Raw genomic sequence first — 18,531 nt, 5'->3', positions numbered from 1 at the left:
ACTCAGGTACTTTTTATGACTCTTAAACGCCGAGATTTCTTGTATTTAGTGACAGCCACCGTCGGAGCTATTACCGCAGGTGCTTGCCAAGCGTCAGGAAATAATGTATCGCAAGCAAGTCCAGTTGCAGAAAGCCCAAAAATAGCCCAAACCCCCGGGCCTTTTACGCTGCCACCTCTGCCTTACGAATACAATGCTTTAGAACCGCACATCGATGCGCGGACAATGCAATTTCACCACGACAAACACCACGCCGCCTACGTTAAAAACCTCAACGATGCTGTCAGCAAATACCCGCAACTCAAAAATATGAGTGCGGAAAATATGCTGCGAGATTTGAGCAAAGTGCCGGAAGATATTCGCACAACCGTGCGTAACAATGGCGGGGGACACCTAAATCACAGTATGTTTTGGGAAATCATGGGTCCCAACGGCGGTGGCGAACCCACAGGGGCAATTGCAACAGCAATTAAGCAAACTTTCGGCAGTGTTGACGATTTTAAAACAAAATTTAACGATGCCGGCGCCAAGCGTTTTGGCAGCGGTTGGGTTTGGCTAGTCCGCAATAAAGCTGGCAAACTGGAGATTACAACTACGGCAAATCAAGACACGCCTTTGATAGATGGCAACTATCCAATTATGGGTAACGATGTTTGGGAACACGCTTATTATCTCAAATACCAAAATTTGCGCGCCGACTACTTAAAAGCTTGGTGGAATGTTGTTAATTGGGCGGAAATTAACAAGCGCTACGAAAAGGCGAGCGCCTAGTTCCACAAAGTTTGTTGTTGAACTAAGCGCAAACAGCTCAACAACCAACTCTGTTTTAAGTAGGTAGGCGCTGTAAAACGCAATTAAGTAAGTCAACGATTGTAAAATATCCTGAGCATTAAGCGTGGCTGACTGAGCAATGTTTACATACTGTTAGATGGTTCGTTTAATTCCACCTACCTACTTATTTTCTGATTCTGCTGTCAAACTCGGACTGCCCTCAATGTACAGTCCACCATCTACCTTTAACACGCTGCCCGCGATGTAGCTAGCTGCATCAGATGCCAGGAAAACTGCTGCTTGGCCTAAATCTTCCGGGAATCCCATCCTACCGAGAGGCATTCTGTTGCTGAACGACTCAAGCAATTCGTCGCTGTACCAGCGTCGCTCGCCCGGAGTATCAGTCCACCCAGGCTCTAGGATGTTGACCCGAATTTTGTGCCACATCAGTTCATTCGCAATAGAAAGAACCAGGTGATGACAGGCTGCTTTGGTGGTGTTGTAGTCAATCGCACCCTTATAGGGAAAATGGGCGTGCGGGGATGAGATATGGATAATCGAGCCTTTGGCCTTCCTTTCCACCATACGGCGGGCGACTATTTGACATACGTGAAACACACCGTACACCCCTATTTCTAGTGTCCGCTGCAAATCCTCAAATTTAGTTTCTAGCAAGGTGTTTCGGACGCTAGCGATCGCATTTGTTACTAGAATATCGATTTGACCGAGTTCTTGCTCGCACGTATCGACCATCCTTTCCACTTGGTCGCGCTGTGAGACATCTGCTTGAATCGCGATAGCGCGACGGCCGAGTGAGTGAATCTGGTTGACTATTTCTCGCGCCGACGTTTGAGAATCGCAATAGTTGACACAAATATCTGCACCCGATTTGGCTAATTCAAGGGCGATGCCAGCACCAATTCCTTTCGAGCTACCTGTAACAAGTGCAATCTTATTGGCAAGCATAGTTAGTATTGAAAAACGGCTGTAGCTAGCGCACGGGACGCTCGAACTGCTGTACAACTTTCCGCAAGTAAACGCAGTGCCGCGCCCCCTGACTCGTCGGCGTTGTGAATGCTTCGACTGACTCAACTTTACCGCCCAAATGCTCGATCGCCCTTTGCAACTCCGTTTCTTCCTCCACCGTCCAATTCCCTCGGTAAAGCACAGCTAAACCGCCATTTTTCAGGAATGGCAGCGCGTATTTAGCACAAATAGAAGCTGCTCCAACTGCTCTGAGAAGTGCTAGATTGTAAGCTTGTTTGTGCTGCGGCGCTCGGGCAATTTCATCAGATCTACCCAACAAAGTCGCCGCATTTTCTATCCCTAAAGACGGCACAACTGTTTCCAAAAAAGTAATTTTTTTGCGGGTAGAATCGAGCAAAGTAACTGATAGTTGCGGCAGGGCGATCGCAATCGGCAGACCCGGAAAACCCCCACCAGTCCCAATGTCGATCGCTTTGTGCACCGACTCGGCGGACAATTCGGGATTTTCCGCCGAATTGTGATTAGTTGGCAGCAGTCTGGCAATTCCCCGCAGAGAATCCCACAAATGTTTTTCCCAAAACTCCATCGGCTCAGTAATTCGAGTTAAATTCAAGGAGCGATTTCCCTCGACAATTAACTCGTAAAGCCGCTGAAATTTTTGTTGCTGCGACTCATCCGGCTGCCAATTCAGCGTTTTTTGCCACAACTCGTTCATCTGGGGCAACACAGGCATTGTAATCTGATTCATCTTCTATTCCCACTCTTTTGTAAGCTTTGCAAATTCTCTGCACTTAAAAATGCTTCATAATGCGGTAGACCCGCCCGCACTAACTAATGACTAATGACTAATGACTAACAAAACTCGTTTCCTTAGCTTCTAATTTAGCTCGATCAACCTCCTGCAAATCCCCGTGATCTAAAGTCCAAAATCGGTCAGCAACGCTCAACAAATCGCTAGCATCGTGAGTTACAATCAACAAAGTCCAGTGACTTTTCAACTTACTCAACAAGCTTACCAACTGCCGCCGCATCGACCAATCCAAACCCGCCGTCGGTTCGTCCAAAAGTAGCAAATGCGGCTGCCGAATTAGCTGCACCGCCAGGGCTACCCTGCGCTGTTGTCCGCCGCTCAAAGCGTGGGGGGAAGCCCGCAGCGGCAAATGTCCGAGTCCCACTTCTGCCATTGCTTTGTTGATTTGTTCTTGTCCCAATTCAGGATGCCCCAGTCGCAATTCTTCTAAAATTGTGCCTCCGCAAAAATGCCTTTCTGGAAACTGGAACACTAAACCTCCTAATTGTTGCAAGTGTTCCGGTGTTAATTCTTGTTCGCGCCAACGGATGTCGCCGCTAGTTTTTTCCGCTAAACCTGCTAATATTTCTAATAGGGTACTTTTGCCAGAACCGCTGCGACCCACAATCAGCCCCATTTGCTGCGAGGGCAGTTCTAAGTTAATATTTTTCAGAATAGGATTCGGACAGGCGGTAGGATGATATACTAAGTTTTTTAGATAAAGCATTAACGGCAGTTGTTAGTTGGCAGTTGTTAGTTGGCAGTGGGCAGTTGGCAGTTGTTAACACTCAACAGTCAACAATCAGAAAAATAGTTATTGTTGGAGCGGGGAACTTCTGGTTGTGCTATTGATAGTTAAGGCTGTTTTTGGCTGGGTCGATCGCACACAATTCTTTTACATAAATCTTAACAAAAATTTCCTTTTTTTCAGGATGGGGGTTTGATTTTTCTGTTTTTTCATGGTATATTCTAATAATAATGGAAATCTGTCCTTTAATATATTACAAGCCACACTCCCATTATTAAAATATACCTCAACAACCACAAAAAATCAAGCAAATTTCACTCTTTTTTTGGTCGCGGCCCGAGAGTCTGAAAATTTAACTCTCTTGTTTCTAGTTTACAGTATATTCCATTGAGAGAATTGACGATGACGAAAACCCCTTTAGCATCGCTGGGCAAGCAAATGTTAAGTTCTAAACAGACAGTGCGGGCGATCGCCAGTGCAGGAGCGATCGCCCTCAGCATCTGCATTAACTCCGCAGTAGCGGGCGATCCCTTTCGCAGCAGCAACCCGCAGGCGATCGGACCCAACACCGAAACCGCTTTCAAAACAATGTTTCAGCAAGGAAACTACAAACAAGCAAAAACTCAAATTCAACAAGCACTATCAGCCGAACCAAACGAACCGCTAGCCTATGCAATGGCAGCTTCTCTATCCTACATCGAGCAGGACTTAAACTCGATGAATTCCTACGCACAAAAAACCCGCGAAGTCGGCGAAAAATTGACTAAAACTAATCCATTGCGCGGCAATATTTACACAGCAGCAGGTCACTTTCTAGAAGGGGCGAACATTATAGCCAAAGAAGGAACAGCCAAAGGCGCGCCCCAAGCTTTGAGTAAATTGCGAGTAGTATTTCAATACCTAGATGCCGCAGATAAAATAGCGCCAAACGACCCCGAACTCAACCTGCTCAAAGGCTACATGGACTTAATTCTAGCCACAAACCTGCCCTTTTCCAACCCCAACGAAGCCATTCAAAGACTCGAACAAAAAGCCTCTCCCCGCTACTTAGCTTATCGCGGCATGGCAGTAGGCTATCGAGACTTGAAAAAGTACGATCGCGCTTTAGAATTTGCGAACAAATCGCTAGCAGAAACGCCAAATAATCCCGAAGTTCTCTATCTAAAAGCACAAATTCTGTTTTCCCAATCCCAGGGAAAAGACGGCAACAAAACCTTACTTGAGGAAGCCAGAAAAAACTTCGACGCCGCCTTAGCAAAACCCGACCAACTGCCGCGCAGTTTAGTAGCCGAAATCTTCTTTCAGCAGTGCAGGACCCGCAACCGTCTCGACAGCAAATCTCGCGCCTGCGACCCGATGCGCGATAAAATTAGAGATGCAGATGGAGTCTGGGGGCCGGCAGCCTTACCACCACTATAAAAAGAGTCGAGGGGAAGTCAGAAGTCAGGAGTCAGGAGGAAAATTTTTCCTGTCTCCCTCTCTCCCACTTTTCCTCTCTCCTGCAATTCAATTCCTGCAATTCCATTCCCTTTCTTTGATAAAATTGATGCAAGTAGAGTTTCGCGAGTTTAACCCCTTTGACCTCTGGATTTGGCTGAAGTTCAGCAACGTGCCTTCAAACGGTGAAAAACAGTATGTTGAAGAAGTGTTTGACTCTTGGTTTTTCTTGGGAAAACTCGGAGGATTTAATGCGGAAAATTTGCAAGTTCAAGATGAAGGCTTAGATATCAGTCAGATGAATTACGATGTTAATCTAGCCGACCAAAGCATGATGGCTTTGATGCACAATATGGGAGAAATGGAGTATCAAGGTTCTTGGGCTCGCTGCTGGTTTGATTTGGGCACTAGCGATGCAATTGGCCTCGATGTCTTGATTAATGTTTTCCAGCAACTCAGCAAAGAATTCGTAACGATTGAAAAACTAATTATTGGCGGGGAAAATACAGACTGGCCCGTTGACACCAGTCGCCGTCGAGAGTCTTTTGCTGCTGATAATTAGTCATTAGTGATTACTCATTAGGGGAGGATTCTACTCGTTACTAGGCTCTGCCTGGTAACAGATATCCGGAGGCTCTGCCTCATATTTGCCTGCTCCGAAAGCGAAGCAGAGCCTCTGGACATTGATTCCTAGGCAGAGCCCAGGAACCAGTTAACTGATGACTAATGACTGATGACTAATGACTGATAACTAATTATGCAAAAAGGTACAATTCGCGTAATTGTTTTAGGATTAATTCGATCGGGCGATCGCATTTTCGTGTCAGAATGCGAAGATCCGGTCAAACAAGACACATTTTACCGAGTTCTGGGCGGTGGTATAGAATTCGGAGAGCACAGCATCGACGCTTTGCAAAGAGAGTTTCAAGAAGAAATTAAAGCCGAGTTAACAAATATCAAATATTTGGCTTGTTTGGAAAACTTCTTTGTTTATAATGGCAAAGCCGGACATGAATTAATACAACTATACCAGTGCGATTTTGTTGATTCCAAATTTTATGAATTGGATAGTCTGGATTTTGCAGACGGAGATGGGGAACATACTGCATTTTGGATGCCGATAGAGCGCTTTCGATCGGGCGAATTGCGCCTAGTTCCAGACAAATTTATCGACTACTGCGAAGGCTAATAACTCAACCAGTACCAAAAAACAAATACCTGATATGGAGGAATTAAACCTCAAATATTTGCCGTCGGGGCGGGTTTCCCCTGAAATATTTGCGATAACTAACAGGATGAATAAACCCGCCCCTTCCTTCCGCCCGCGCGTTACATTTATCTACCTTACACTAGGCAGCGTACTCAACACCTGATAGAGAATAGAGTTAATAAAACCGAGGGCGATCGCCCCCAGCAAAGCACTCCAAATTCCCCACCGCAAGCGAAATCCATCCACTAGCCAAGCCGCCAATCCAAAGATAACAGCGTTGATAACAATTATCCACAAACCAAAAGTTACCAACACCAAAGGAAAACCCAAAACCACAAAAAGCGGCCGCACCAAAGCATTCAGCAATCCAAAAACCGCCGCCGAAATCATTGCTTTTCCAAAAGTGTCAATGTCCACCCCGATGGGCAACTTGGAAATAATAAAAAAGCTCACGGAAGTTACCAGCCAAGCAATTGCCAGCGAAACGATATCCATGTGTTCATCTCCTTAAAAAAGCTAAACATTAAATCGGAACAACAGCACATCCCCCTCTTGTACAATATACTCTTTTCCTTCACTGCGAACTAAGCCTTTTTCCTTAGCTGCATTCATCGCGCCCGTAGCAACCAAATCTTCATAACTCACAGTTTCGGCCCGGATGAAACCCCGTTCAAAGTCCGAGTGAATCACCCCCGCAGCTTGCGGTGCTAACATTCCCGCGGTAATCGTCCAAGCGCGAGTTTCCTTCGGGCCGCTAGTAAAATAAGTCCGCAAACCCAATAATTCGTAAGTAGCTCGAATCAAAGATTTTAAGCCACCTTCTTTGACCCCCAGAGATTCTAGGAAATCCGTTCGTTCTTCCTCGGATAACTCCACTAATTCTGACTCAACTTGCGCCGAAACTATGACAACTTTAGCATTTTCTTTAGCTGCTACTTCCCGCACTTGTTCGACATAGTTATTTCCAGTTGCTAAATCGTCATCAGACACGTTAGCAGCATAGATAATTGGTTTGTTGGTCAGTAATTCCAAACCTTTAACTAATTCAACTTCTTCATCTGTGAAATTGTACTGCCGCGCTGGTTTCCCGGCATTCAAAACTGCGACTAATTTTTCGAGTACATCCACTTCGGCCTGAGCTTCCTTGTTGTTGCGGGCCAGCTTGCGAGTGCGATCGAGCCTGCGTTCAATTTGAGCTAAATCTGCTAAAATTAATTCGAGATTGATAATGTCAATATCTCGGATCGGATCGACAGAACCCGCAACGTGAATGATATCATCATTTTCAAAACAGCGGACAACGTGGACGATCGCATCCACAGCCCGAATGTGAGACAAAAACTGATTTCCCAGTCCTTCTCCCTGACTCGCCCCCTTCACCAAACCCGCAATATCCACAAACTCAATCCGCGTCGGCACAGTTTGCGCGGAATTGGAAATATTGCTCAGCACCTTCAACCGTTCGTCTGGCACTGCCACGATACCCGTATTTGGCTCGATCGTACAGAAAGGAAAATTAGCAGCAGTCGCCTTGGCATTAGCAACCAGAGCATTAAACAAGGTAGATTTGCCAACATTAGGCAGTCCGACAATTCCGGCAGTAAGCATAGGTATTTAGAAACATATCACTGTTTCAAAATATCATAAGCAATAGCAATATATCTGACTTGTCCCTTCTAACTTCTACAGCTAAGCTTGAATAAATATCTAACTTGAGGTAGATGGCTCAATGGTTAACAAGTGGTTAAGCAAAGTAACGATCGCTGCGGGGCTGTCGCTGCCCCTGTTAGCGCTGACAGCAGCTAGCGTTTTCGCTGAGATGGTCAAAATTTCGGTGGTTAACAACAGCGGCAAGACGATGACAGCCGTTTATATGTCTCCTCCCGATAAGGATACTTGGGGAGAAAACGAGCTAGAGGCCCCGATTGCCGATCGGGAAAAGGCAGATTTTGAGTGGAATCAAGCTGACTACGGCGGCTCGGATGCGGGCTGTATTTTCGATGTCAGGGCGGAATACTCTGACGGCAAATCGACTGATTTGGATGCTGTTGACCTTTGTAAAGAGACTGCGCTCAACTTCAATTAATTGATAATTTAGGCAAAAACCGAGTTTTTTCAAGTCTGATATTCATCAAAAAGACTGGGGACTTTGGAGAAACCCGGTTTTTGCGATCGACTTCACAAACAATCTTAAATTTCGCGATCGACTAAAACATAATTTAAACAGGTTCAGGAATTGTCTGAGGAATTGGCCCCGGCACTGTTTGAGGAATCGGAGAGGGTACTGTTTCCGGCACCGGTTCGGGAATTGGCTGCGGAATTGGTGCAGGTACTGGCTCCGGTACTGGGCCGGGAATCGGTTCGGGAACGGGGCCCGGCACTGGTGGCGATGCGGGTATAGTCGGCAGCCCCGGTTCGGTACTGGGAATCTGCGGGCCGGGAAATGGAGTAGGGTTGGGAAAAATCACGGCAATTCTATTAATAACTCGATACAATTAGCGTAGATAAAAAACTAAAAATACGGCATCTATCTAAATAGTGAAAATTTATAAAAGTTGATATTTTGCACGATTTTTAATCCGCTTTTTGGAGTAGACGAAAGCAACCGGGTCGATCTGTATTTGATTTTTTATGCTGACTGAAAGCAATTTGGTCACAGCCCCCCGGTACAGGCTGTGAACCCTTGAAAAAAGCGTAGCGTACTCATCACCTGCGATCGCGGCAGCCCGTGGGAGCAATTCTAAAATCTCAAATCTACAATCGCGCAATCGATCGCCCTCCGAAAAGCCTTGCCAGCGTGTAGTTTGGCACGACACCTAGCCAAAAGTACAGGTTATGTCCCGTACTTTTGGCCAGTTGGCAGCTGGCCTTTTGGCTAATTTAAGACTGAACTAAAAGCTAGGAAATTTTTGGGGGTTGCTCTCTTAGAATCAAACCACGACCAGCCCCAAAATTTAGTTGAAATTCAACAACTAAAATTCAGCTTTATGACACAGAGTGATGAATTATATCAAAAGCTGTTAGAGCTTGATGAAGATAGTCTCAAGGCGCAGCTTGGAATCAGAGCTCAAGAAATAGCGAGAGATCCAACAGCGCGATCGGCTTCTTTAGAAAGTCTTGATGAGGCTCTAAGTGCGACTCCGAGAGGTGGAAGTCCCGATCGTGCTGATGTCAACTTTGGCGATCGCTATTTCAAGCAGCTAAACGTCAAAACTTATAACTTAATGTGTGGCGAACTGTTTGACGATCAAGAACTAAAAGCTAAACTTCAGGCAAGCTTTAAAGAAAACTCTGATAAAGGAGTGGCACTTTTAGCGCCGATTTTAGCGAGTCAATTCAATATAGCTTTGTCCCTCGCTGTAATTGCTGCTACGTTGATTATCAAAACACTTTGTTCAGCCACTTCTACAATTTCTTCGGCTACTTCAGAGACAATCTGTGGAGTTTGGAAAGAAAAGTTAGGTGACGAAAAAGATACGCCAAACAGCGAGGGACTGCCCGTGGCAAATAGCCTTGGATAGAAGTTGGTGCATTTGAGGGCGATCGCTTTGCCCTTGGAGTTGAGACAAGAAAGCAAATTTATTACTTTTTAAGGGTGCATGAACATGAACCAAGATAGTCTTTTAGTAACCACGCCTACATACATTGAACCGTGCGATCGCATCAATCAAATAGATAATGACCCAGCTCAACGGCGAGCATTGGAAGAAGTAGGCGCTCGCGGTACAGTGACACTTCTGGACGCTCCAGGTTGTTCGACGGCTGTAGTCCGCCTGCTCGACAAACAACTCATCGAACAGATGAACAACATAGAGCCAAATTGCCTTGTAAGTTTCGCGGATCTCAACGTAGAAATGGGTGAAGGTGTTCATCCATTTCTTCAGTTGCCTGCACAAGAAGCTCTGGCTCGTGCTATTAGCGATCGGGGTGAAAAACTGATGGTGAACTCAGCTTATCGAACCATTGCTCAACAGCTATTTCTCTACAACTGCTATCAAGCAGGACTGTGTGGAATTACCGCTGCTGCACCTCCCGGTCACAGCAATCACCAAAGTGGATTAGCAATAGATATCGAAGACCCCGAAGCCTGGATACCCGATTTGGAAGCTCACGGCTGGCGGTGGCTGGGTGAATGGGATCGACCTCATTTTGATTTTGTTGGTGATGGCTTGCGGGATATTGGCGGTACTGCTGTACTAGCTTTTCAGCGGCTTTGGAATCAGCACAATCCCAACGAGCAAATTGACGAGGATGGTGCTTATGGGTCGCTCACCGAAGAAAAACTCAACAAATCACCTGTAGAGGGTTTTTGAATAGTTGGTAATCTCAATGAGAGTTCTGATTTGAGAATTGAGTCCACCTACAAAATGCCAGGAAAAATCACGATGGAACGGGTGCTGGAAATCTTCCCTGATGGAAGTATTTATGAAATGGAAGGCGAGGTGGCGGTAAAGGCGATCGCCACGGAAGGACAAGTGAAATTGCTCTCAAAAGCTTTGCGATTCACATTAGCTAAAACATTTACCATTGCTCCTCCCGATAAAATTCCTCCTCAAGTTATGGAAATAGGAGTGCGGGGAGGGATGACGATCAATCAAGACGGGGTGAATTTGATTAAATCCTTTGAGGGAATGGAGTTAGAAGCCTATCTTGATGCTGTTGACGTTTGGACAATTGGATACGGACATACCCAAGGCGTATATGAGGGTATGACAATTACGGAAGCACAGGCGGAAGAATTACTGAGAAAAGATTTAGCAGAATTTGAAGGGTATGTGTCTGAGGCTGTGCAAGTTTCTATCAATGAAAATCAATTTTCGGCGTTAGTGTCTTTTACTTTTAATCTGGGGCCTGAAAATCTTTTTGATTCAACTCTTTTAAAGCTTTTAAACCAAGGAGACTTTCAGGGAGCGGGCGATCAATTCCCGCGATGGAATAAAGCAGGCAGTCAAGAATTAGAAGGATTGACACGGAGGCGGAAGGCTGAAAGAGCTTTGTTTTTAGGGGAAGATTGGACAGTTTTTTAGGTTTTAAACTGTTGTTTAAGCCTCCTCAATAAACTAGAGAACTTTAAAAACCATAAAAACTGAAGAAAAATATGGCTAACGCAACCGATTCGACTCGCTCTAATTTCCACGCATTACTTATAGGAATTGATTGTTACCTACCCAATAAATTATCTGACGGTAGTTACTACAAAAGCTTGAAGGGATGTGTACGGGATATTAACCACGTAGAAGCTTTTCTGAAAAATAGGCTCCAAGTACCCGAAACCCAGATTGTGAAGCTAACAGCTTCTAATAATGCTGACGCTTCAATTGAGCCACCGGAACCAAAAGAACTGTGGCCAACCTACGAAAATATGATAGCCAAATTTAAGGAAATTACCGAGAAGGCTCAAGCTGAAGACCAGGTGTACATTCACTACTCTGGTCACGGGGGACGTGCGGCGACGATTTACCCCAACCTGAAAGGAGAGGATGGAATTGATGAGTCGCTAGTTCCCACAGATATCGGCGATTCAAACGCTCGCTATCTCCGCGACATGGAGTTAGCAAAACTTCTACAAAATATGGTGGATAAGGGGTTAGTCGTTACAGTCGCTCTGGATAGTTGTCATTCTGGAGGGGCTGCGCGAAAGATTGGAGATGACTGTGATATTCGTCGTTCAGAAGGGGGCGCTGTTGACACAACGCCGCGACCCATAGAGAGTTTAGTGGGATCTGCGGATGAATTGGCTCAAACGTGGAAAAGCTTGGCACAAAACAACCACAATACTCGCAACGTTACAAGTAGTGGTTGGCTACCTGAACCCAAAGGCTACACTTTATTAGCTGCTTGTCGAGACAATGAGTATGCTTACGAGACAGATTTTGATGGCGAGCGTAATGGAGCGCTGACTTACTGGCTCTTGAGGTCTTTAGAGAAATTTGGAACAGGAGTTACTTCCAAAACACTTCACGATCGCATTTTCGCTAAAGTCCACAGTCAGTTTGAAAAACAAACACCGATGTTGCAGGGAAAAAGCGATGGCACTTTCTTTGGAAATAACTTGGTATCTACCCAGTTAACTGTACCAGTAATACAAGTAAATTTAGAAGAGAATCGGGTTCAGTTGAATGCTGGTCAAGCTCATGGTTTGCGTCAAGGTGCAGAGTTTGTCGTCTATCCATCTCAAACCGCAGATTTCACACAAACCAATCAGCGATTAGCTTTGGTTCAAATTACACGACTCGGTGCGGTGAATTCTTGGGCTACTATTACCCAAATGCTAGGAGAAAGCAAGATAGAGGATATTGAAGATGGCGCTCCCGCTTTATTGCTGTATCCTCATGTCCAACTTGTCAGTAAAGTACATTTGGTATTGCCAGAAGAAAAAGACCAACCTTTAGGAATAGATGCAAAAGTTGCACTGCAAGCCGTTGAGTCTGCAATGCCAGAAGGCAAAGGTTGGGTGGAGTTAGTATCTGGAGATGAAGCTGCTGATTACCAAGTTTCTATCAACTCAGCAGGTGACTATGAAATTTTGGATCGCACTGGAATACCAATTTCTAATTTGCGACCTACTCTGAAAGTAGACAATCCTAATGCCGCAGTTAGTGTATTAAAACGTTTGGTGCATTTGTCTAAATATCACGCCACTATAGATTTGGATAACCACGATCCGGAGTCTCCTCTTAAAGGAAAGATCGAGGTAGAGTTATTTGCCTTACCAGATGACTACGTACCTGGAGATAAGGAAGAATTAAAACCATTTAACAATCCTGGCAACGTACCAACCCTTGATGTGGATCGATACAGTTATTTGATTATTCGCAACAAATCTTCCCTATTTCTCAACATTACGGTGCTGGCAATTCAGCCGGATTGGAGTATCATAAAAGGCTACCCAACTGGCGCACCCTTTCAAACTGTAGATCCTGGCAAGGAAGTCAAGTGGCGGATTAATACAAGCCTTCCCAACGGTTCCCAGGAAGGTACGGATATTCTGAAAGTTTTTGCCACAATTGATGGGACTAGCTTTGATTGGCTGGAACTACCCGCATTAGATAAACCCATTGAGAGTAGAAATCCAGATAGAGCGACTACTCCATTAGCTAAATTTTTGGCTGCTTTCTTTGCTAGCGAAGATGCTCCTCCCACAAAAAATGTCAATTCTGCGGCTTATGCCAGTGAAGAATGGACAACAGACCAGGTAACGCTTGTTGTAAAAAGAGGTGTAAGCAGCCAAAGATAATTTTCAAAGCTTAGACGTAAAACTGTTTTTTAAGTGCATCTAAATTGTAAATTATTTAATCAATTATAAGATGCACCTTCGCTTTTTTGTAAATAAAGGTGAGGTAAGGCAATGAGTTGGAGCCCAGATAAAACAAATTTCGATCGCAACATAGCAGTCGTTATAGGCATCGACAATTATCAAAATGGAATTCACCCACTGAAAACAGCCGTCAATGATGTTAGAGCGATCGCAGATATTTTAGAACAAGAATATGAGTATCAAGAAGTAATCAGACTATTTTCCGAGCATGGCGAAGCTACATTGGCAGAAATCAATAAACTATTGTTTGAAACACTGCCCAATGAAGTTAAATTGACGGAAGGCGATCGCTTACTATTCTACTTCGCTGGACATGGCATTGCACGTAATAGTGAAGATGGGCCAGCAGGAGCTTTAATTCCTCAAGATGCCAAGTTAGGAAAGTGGGAGACTTATCTACCCATGCGGAAGTTGAATGAAGCACTTTCTAAACTCGATTGTCATCATTTATTAGTGATTTTAGATTGTTGCTTTGCTGGGAATTTTCGCTGGTCGAGTAGTAGAAATGTTATTTCCGCTTTAGAAACTATTCACAGAGAGCATTACGATCGTTTTATTCGGTATCCAGCTTGGCAAGCCATCACCTCTGCTGCTCATAATCAAGAAGCCCTAGACTATACTGATGAGCGAGGAATAGATAAAGATTCTCTGCATTCGCCTTTTGCTAAAGCCCTAATTAATGGGTTGAAAGACATGAAGGCAGATTTAACTGGGGATAAGGTGATTACAGCCCCAGAACTTTATCTGTATCTGCGCGATAGTTTGATCGGTAAAGATGGCTATAGCGAATTACAAACTGCTGGACTTTGGCCTTTACAAAAGCATGACAGAGGGGAGTTTATTTTTACTTTACCAGGTTTTGTGCGAGAAAAATTAAAGCCTGCTCCCCCACTGGATGAAAATAACAATCCCTACCGAGGTTTGCAATCCTTTGACGAGCAACACGCACGTTTCTTTTTTGGCAGACAACAGCTAGTTAACCAATTATCGGTTCGAGTGTCTCGACCAGTATCTCAACCAGAACAACAACTGACAGTTGTTTTAGGAATATCGGGTTCCGGTAAATCGAGCTTAGTAAAAGCTGGGTTGATTTCTGATTTACGAAAAGCTACCAACTCATTCGATATTACTCTCATTTATGCTTGCATAATTACTTTGGCAATTTTGGAAGTTAATCCTGATATTTCTCTCAAATTTCTGCCTATAAGCTACGCACATCAATGGGAGATTTTAGAACCAATGCGTCCGGGTGAATCCCCCTTTGATGCCTTAGCAAAAGCAATTCTTCCGCTCGTGGAAACTCAAGATAAGTTAGCTGATAACTTAAAAGAAAATCCTGAACATCTTAGCTTGTTTTTATCTACTTGGAGCCAAACCAATCCAAATCGCAAACTCTTACTGGCAATTGACCAATTTGAAGAGTTAATCACAATGAGTCGCCAGGTAAATCCTGCTAACAACCAATCTGAAGAAAAAGAGGATATTCAGAAGCAGTTTTTAGCCTTGCTTGTCAACGCTCTAAAGAAGTGTCCGCAACTTCATATTGTGTTAACTTTGCGTTCTGACTTTGAGCCTCGGTTTATTCAATCTGCGCTTAAAGAATATTGGACAGAAGCGCGTTTCCCAGTGCGAGCTATGAATTTGGATGAGTTACGGCAGGCAATTGAGCAGCCAGCAGCTGAAATGGCATTATATTTCGAGCCAGCTAACTTAGTGAATCAGCTGATTGATGAAGTGAGTCAAATGCCGGGAGCTTTACCGTTGTTATCATTTACCCTCAGCGAACTTTATATTAAGCTGCATCAAGCATGGGTAAAAGATGGTAAGCAAGAACGTGCCTTAACTGTAGATGAAGAATTTTACAAACAGGGTGGTATTGCGGGTTCTTTGAGTCGCAGAGGCAATGAAATCTATAATAGTTTACCGGATAATGCTCACAGAGATACGATGCGTCGAGTAATGCTGCGGATGGTGGAGATCGAAGGTGGGGAACCAGTACGGCGACGGGTGCCATTATCAGAATTGAATTACGCCAACAAGCAAGAGCCAACCCAACTAGATGAGAAAGAAAATCAGCGAGTCAAAGTAGTCCTAGAATCTCTTGATAAAGCTCGCCTTGTTGTTAGTGGACAGGAAACGGGAGAACCTTATGTAGAGCCTGCCCATGATTTCTTAGTTAAAGGGTGGGATAAATTACAGAAATGGCAAGAGGAGGAGCAGGAAAATTTGCTTTTGCAACGGCGACTGACACCTGCTGCTTTGGATTGGAAAGAGAAGGAACAGCCCCCAAGTTTGTTAGCAAAAACTGAACCTTTTTTAACGAGTTTAGACAAGAAGATCGATCTTACGCAAGACTGGTTAAAACAAATCCAAGAGAAAGATATCCAACAACTGCTGCAAGAGGCAAGAGTGCGGTTACAAAGCACTACCTTGGAATACAAAAGCCAGGAACAACCATCAACTTTTTTAAATAAGACTAAACCTTTTTTAAATTTGTTAGACCAAACATTCGGCTTTGCTGAAGACTGGTTGAGCAAAGTCAGACAGAAAAATACTCAAGAAAATCCGCGTGAAAAGAAGGCACAGTTTCTTTGGAATGGGAATCCTTATCTTGATGTCTTAAGAAAGACTCTTAAATCTCGCGACTACTGGTTTAACCAAGTGGAAGCTGAGTTTGTGCAGCAAAGTATTTGGCAGAGGCGCAGAAATGTTAATTTGCGTTGGGGAATTGCAACTGGAGTAATTCTGGGATTGAGCTGGTTAACTGTTTGGGCTTTGAGAGAGCAAAGAATAGGTGTAATTGGTCAAATAAACACTGCTAGGCAATCCTCAGAAACTGGCTTACGCTCAAATTATCTAACCCTAGACACTTTGATTCAGAGTTTACAGGCTGGCCAATCCAGTAAACACTGGCTGTTGCGAGTAGCGCCACCTGACTCACAGCTACAAAGTCAAATCGTTGCTACCTTACGTAGGGCTGTTTATCTCAACAAAGAGCAAGAACGTTGGCAACTCCCTCCCGATGAAGTGGTACAGGATACCCTTGTCAGCCGGAATCGCAAGCTATTGTGGGCTACTACAAAAAACAAAGATACTATCTGTGTCGGAGACATAAACAATAGGCAATGCAACAAAATACCAACAACTCTTGGCTCAGTGATTGATGCCAAGTTTAGCCCTGATGGTACAAAACTAGCGTTAACCAGTGAGAGTTTTCGAGGAATCTATCTATGGGACTGGGAAAACGGACATTTTTATCAATCATCAAGGCTTCCTGGTGCTGTAACAAGCATCAGTTTCAGTCCAGGTAGCAAAACACTGGCTTTCATTAGTAATTATGTCGTGTACTTGTGGACTTGGAACAATCCACAACCATATCAACTATATCCATTAACAGACTCACAAGTAAAGGCTCAAGGGATTACTTTTAAAAAGGATGGCAATTTACTGGTAGCTACCAGGGATACCAATGGGACGGATCTCTTTTTATGGAACTGGAACTATCGATACAATAAATTCACAGGCCCAAGTAAGTTCACAGGTGAGTTTTCTCAGTTTCCAGTTGATGATGTCATCATTAATCCCAATGGTGAGAACTTGGTAATTACCTTTGGGTCGGAACGAACAGTAGGACAAATTAGTCAGTTTTGGAATGTAGGAAAACGCACTCCCAAAGAAGAATTAGGTCAGGTTTTTAGAGTGAGTTATAGCCTCAATGGCGAACAATTAGCTATCACAGATTATGACGGCACTGTTCGCTTGTTAGATGGGTTTGGCAACCGAGTAACTGAATTAAAAGGTCATCAAGGCTTAGTCTCTAGTTTCAGTTTTAGCCCTGATGGTAAGCAATTCCTCACGGCTGGAAATGACAATACTATCCGTCTATGGAACCTAGAGAGTGAATCATTGAGCCAACCACAAGAAATGCAAAACTTAGTTCAGGCAATAAGTTTTAGCCCTGATGGTAAGAGATTAGCAACTTTAGAAGAGGGGAAAATTCACCTACGAGATTTATCATCAGGCCAAGATTTGAAAAATTTATCTCCGAAGTATAGCCCAGAAAGTAAATTGATTTTAGCTCCTGACGCTAAGCAAGTGGCAATCATTCAACCTAAAGACATTCGTTTATTGGATTTGTCATCAAACCAAGAAAAAAAGCTTCTAGAACATGATGAATCAGTAAACAGCGTAAGTTTTAATCCTGATGGGACAAAATTAGCAATTTTTGAGGGAACTTCGGACGCGCCAAATTCTTTGCGCGTGTTGGATTTTAAACGCAAACAAGAGAAAAAATTTAATTGGGATGAAGGCTTCATTCAAAGCGCAATTTGGAAATCCGATACCAAGGGAGAAAAACTGTTAGTAGCTATGGCTGATGTTATGTCCACCTACGGTAGTGTTGCCATTTGGGATTTCTTTTCTCGTAAACAGTTGGCAATTTTACGTCTGGGAAGATTGAGAGTTAGAGATATTGACAATATTAGCTTTAACAATGATGGCAGTTTAGTCGCCATTAAAGCGGGACAGACTATGATCTTATGGGATTTGCAAAGCAATCAGTCTGTTGATTTTAATTTAAGTTCTAACGAAACTAGCTCTGATGACAATACTAATCAAGTAAAGTTTGGCGAAATTAGCCCCGACGGTAGTGTCATAGCTACTATTGACGAAAAAGGTAATGCTAAGTTGTGGCATTTGGGAGGATTTGACAATTTATTAACCAAAGGTTGCACTAGAGTACGCAAATATCTAGCAACCTTTAATGAAACAGACAGCGATCGTCATGTGTGTGATGGGATCGAAAATTCTCGCCCTTAGAGTAATATTAAGCTTTCTAAGAGGGACATTCATTATTCCAGCCAATGAGACGAGCAGGAGTGCGATCGCCCTTCCCAACCACAACCAATAGAAATAGCGATCGCACTCTCTATCTCCCTTAGAGGATGTTTTAAAAGTCCAGGAAGGTATAATTTAGCCCTTCTGATTGGGCTTAGCTGAGACGATCAATCAAGGTTTGGGCCCATACTTAGATGCTTCTTTGTGCCAACTATGAGGTCAAACGACTCTTTTAAAACATCCTCTAACCCAAGAGTCGTATAAACAAAGGCCGATCGCCCTCCAAGACGCGATGGGGCGATCGGGCGGAGTAAAGGCCGATATTATCGAACAGATTGTATTGACTCGAAAGCAGGTCTTGGCTGAAAAAAAAGCCGCAGACTGTGGTATGATTTTGTGCTGTAACTGAAACCACAGCCCCTAGACAAACCATA

At 44.0% G+C, this 18,531-nt stretch carries 16 protein-coding genes; 10 read left to right on the top strand and 6 right to left on the bottom strand.

Annotated features, from left to right (window positions below; translation table 11 throughout):
• The first annotated feature begins 15 nt into the window (after nt 1-15).
• A complete protein-coding gene (locus QUA33_RS00270) occupies nt 16-771 on the top strand; it encodes a Fe-Mn family superoxide dismutase (RefSeq protein ID WP_333094427.1) in 756 nt (251 codons plus the stop codon).
• Between the two features lie 180 nt (nt 772-951).
• Here the strand turns inward: QUA33_RS00270 and QUA33_RS00265 are convergent, their stop codons facing one another.
• The 3 genes from QUA33_RS00265 to QUA33_RS00255 form a co-directional block, all read right to left on the bottom strand.
• On the bottom strand, nt 952-1,737 hold the full coding sequence (locus QUA33_RS00265) for an SDR family oxidoreductase (protein WP_333145534.1): 786 nt from the start codon (nt 1,735-1,737) through the stop codon (nt 952-954).
• A 25-nt stretch (nt 1,738-1,762) separates the two neighbouring features.
• Nucleotides 1,763-2,506 carry a 16S rRNA (guanine(527)-N(7))-methyltransferase RsmG gene (gene rsmG, locus QUA33_RS00260; protein ID WP_333145531.1) on the bottom strand — a complete coding sequence of 248 codons (744 nt, stop codon included), beginning with the start codon at nt 2,504-2,506 and terminating at the stop codon, nt 1,763-1,765.
• A gap of 97 nt (nt 2,507-2,603) precedes the next feature.
• A complete protein-coding gene (locus QUA33_RS00255; protein ID WP_333145528.1) occupies nt 2,604-3,275 on the bottom strand; it encodes an energy-coupling factor ABC transporter ATP-binding protein in 672 nt (223 codons plus the stop codon).
• A gap of 423 nt (nt 3,276-3,698) precedes the next feature.
• Here QUA33_RS00255 and QUA33_RS00250 point away from each other — a divergent pair, with 423 nt between their 5' ends.
• From QUA33_RS00250 to QUA33_RS00240, 3 genes are all read left to right on the top strand, one after another.
• The gene (locus QUA33_RS00250) at nt 3,699-4,715 is read left to right on the top strand and encodes a Sll0314/Alr1548 family TPR repeat-containing protein (RefSeq protein WP_333145527.1); all 1,017 of its coding nucleotides are present in this window, start codon (nt 3,699-3,701) and stop codon (nt 4,713-4,715) included.
• Nucleotides 4,716-4,842: 127 nt separating this feature from the next.
• Entirely contained in the window at nt 4,843-5,295 is a 453-nt protein-coding gene (locus tag QUA33_RS00245) for a DUF3531 family protein (protein WP_333145525.1), read from the top strand.
• Between the two features lie 195 nt (nt 5,296-5,490).
• On the top strand, nt 5,491-5,922 hold the full coding sequence (locus QUA33_RS00240) for an NUDIX hydrolase (protein ID WP_333145523.1): 432 nt from the start codon (nt 5,491-5,493) through the stop codon (nt 5,920-5,922).
• A 150-nt stretch (nt 5,923-6,072) separates the two neighbouring features.
• On the opposite strand, the gene QUA33_RS00235 is transcribed toward QUA33_RS00240, so the two are convergent.
• A complete protein-coding gene (locus QUA33_RS00235; protein ID WP_333145521.1) occupies nt 6,073-6,438 on the bottom strand; it encodes a phage holin family protein in 366 nt (121 codons plus the stop codon).
• A 21-nt stretch (nt 6,439-6,459) separates the two neighbouring features.
• Nucleotides 6,460-7,551 carry a redox-regulated ATPase YchF gene (ychF, locus tag QUA33_RS00230; protein ID WP_333145519.1) on the bottom strand — a complete coding sequence of 364 codons (1,092 nt, stop codon included), beginning with the start codon at nt 7,549-7,551 and terminating at the stop codon, nt 6,460-6,462.
• A gap of 121 nt (nt 7,552-7,672) precedes the next feature.
• Here ychF and QUA33_RS00225 point away from each other — a divergent pair, with 121 nt between their 5' ends.
• The gene (locus QUA33_RS00225) at nt 7,673-8,029 is read left to right on the top strand and encodes a hypothetical protein (RefSeq protein ID WP_333145517.1); all 357 of its coding nucleotides are present in this window, start codon (nt 7,673-7,675) and stop codon (nt 8,027-8,029) included.
• Between the two features lie 133 nt (nt 8,030-8,162).
• Here the strand turns inward: QUA33_RS00225 and QUA33_RS00220 are convergent, their stop codons facing one another.
• Nucleotides 8,163-8,411: a gamma-aminobutyric acid A receptor, epsilon-like protein gene (locus QUA33_RS00220; RefSeq protein WP_333094435.1), complete on the bottom strand. Its 249-nt coding sequence runs from the start codon at nt 8,409-8,411 to the stop codon at nt 8,163-8,165.
• 519 nt (nt 8,412-8,930) lie between these two features.
• Between QUA33_RS00220 and QUA33_RS00215 the strand changes: the two genes are divergently transcribed.
• The 5 genes from QUA33_RS00215 to QUA33_RS00195 all read left to right on the top strand — a co-directional run bounded on the left by QUA33_RS00215 (nt 8,931) and on the right by QUA33_RS00195 (nt 18,079).
• A complete protein-coding gene (locus tag QUA33_RS00215) occupies nt 8,931-9,464 on the top strand; it encodes a hypothetical protein (protein ID WP_333145515.1) in 534 nt (177 codons plus the stop codon).
• Between the two features lie 84 nt (nt 9,465-9,548).
• Nucleotides 9,549-10,256 (top strand): M15 family metallopeptidase, encoded by a 708-nt coding sequence (locus tag QUA33_RS00210; RefSeq protein WP_333145513.1) that lies wholly within the window; start codon nt 9,549-9,551, stop codon nt 10,254-10,256.
• A gap of 54 nt (nt 10,257-10,310) precedes the next feature.
• On the top strand, nt 10,311-10,970 hold the full coding sequence (locus QUA33_RS00205; protein WP_333145511.1) for a lysozyme: 660 nt from the start codon (nt 10,311-10,313) through the stop codon (nt 10,968-10,970).
• A 71-nt stretch (nt 10,971-11,041) separates the two neighbouring features.
• A complete protein-coding gene (locus QUA33_RS00200; RefSeq protein ID WP_333145508.1) occupies nt 11,042-13,180 on the top strand; it encodes a caspase family protein in 2,139 nt (712 codons plus the stop codon).
• Between the two features lie 111 nt (nt 13,181-13,291).
• The gene (locus QUA33_RS00195) at nt 13,292-18,079 is read left to right on the top strand and encodes an nSTAND1 domain-containing NTPase (protein WP_333145506.1); all 4,788 of its coding nucleotides are present in this window, start codon (nt 13,292-13,294) and stop codon (nt 18,077-18,079) included.
• Nucleotides 18,080-18,531 lie beyond the last annotated feature (452 nt).

It is taken from the genome of Microcoleus sp. Pol14D4 (genome assembly GCF_036701245.1).
GTDB lineage: Bacteria > Cyanobacteriota > Cyanobacteriia > Cyanobacteriales > Microcoleaceae > Microcoleus.
Note: the sequence above shows the minus strand (reverse complement) of the source record. Positions and strands in the feature narration are given on the sequence as shown.

What these genes read in the sequence shown, in the direction of transcription:
- QUA33_RS00270 (WP_333094427.1), top strand. Translation starts at nt 16, where the DNA reads ATGACTCTTAAACGCCGAGATTTCTTGTATTTAGTGACAGCCACCGTC.
- QUA33_RS00265 (WP_333145534.1), bottom strand. Translation starts at nt 1,737, where the DNA reads ATGCTTGCCAATAAGATTGCACTTGTTACAGGTAGCTCGAAAGGAATT.
- rsmG (WP_333145531.1), bottom strand. Translation starts at nt 2,506, where the DNA reads ATGAATCAGATTACAATGCCTGTGTTGCCCCAGATGAACGAGTTGTGG.
- QUA33_RS00255 (WP_333145528.1), bottom strand. Translation starts at nt 3,275, where the DNA reads ATGCTTTATCTAAAAAACTTAGTATATCATCCTACCGCCTGTCCGAAT.
- QUA33_RS00250 (WP_333145527.1), top strand. Translation starts at nt 3,699, where the DNA reads ATGACGAAAACCCCTTTAGCATCGCTGGGCAAGCAAATGTTAAGTTCT.
- QUA33_RS00245 (WP_333145525.1), top strand. Translation starts at nt 4,843, where the DNA reads ATGCAAGTAGAGTTTCGCGAGTTTAACCCCTTTGACCTCTGGATTTGG.
- QUA33_RS00240 (WP_333145523.1), top strand. Translation starts at nt 5,491, where the DNA reads ATGCAAAAAGGTACAATTCGCGTAATTGTTTTAGGATTAATTCGATCG.
- QUA33_RS00235 (WP_333145521.1), bottom strand. Translation starts at nt 6,438, where the DNA reads ATGGATATCGTTTCGCTGGCAATTGCTTGGCTGGTAACTTCCGTGAGC.
- ychF (WP_333145519.1), bottom strand. Translation starts at nt 7,551, where the DNA reads ATGCTTACTGCCGGAATTGTCGGACTGCCTAATGTTGGCAAATCTACC.
- QUA33_RS00225 (WP_333145517.1), top strand. Translation starts at nt 7,673, where the DNA reads ATGGTTAACAAGTGGTTAAGCAAAGTAACGATCGCTGCGGGGCTGTCG.
- QUA33_RS00215 (WP_333145515.1), top strand. Translation starts at nt 8,931, where the DNA reads ATGACACAGAGTGATGAATTATATCAAAAGCTGTTAGAGCTTGATGAA.
- QUA33_RS00210 (WP_333145513.1), top strand. Translation starts at nt 9,549, where the DNA reads ATGAACCAAGATAGTCTTTTAGTAACCACGCCTACATACATTGAACCG.
- QUA33_RS00205 (WP_333145511.1), top strand. Translation starts at nt 10,311, where the DNA reads ATGCCAGGAAAAATCACGATGGAACGGGTGCTGGAAATCTTCCCTGAT.
- QUA33_RS00200 (WP_333145508.1), top strand. Translation starts at nt 11,042, where the DNA reads ATGGCTAACGCAACCGATTCGACTCGCTCTAATTTCCACGCATTACTT.
- QUA33_RS00195 (WP_333145506.1), top strand. Translation starts at nt 13,292, where the DNA reads ATGAGTTGGAGCCCAGATAAAACAAATTTCGATCGCAACATAGCAGTC.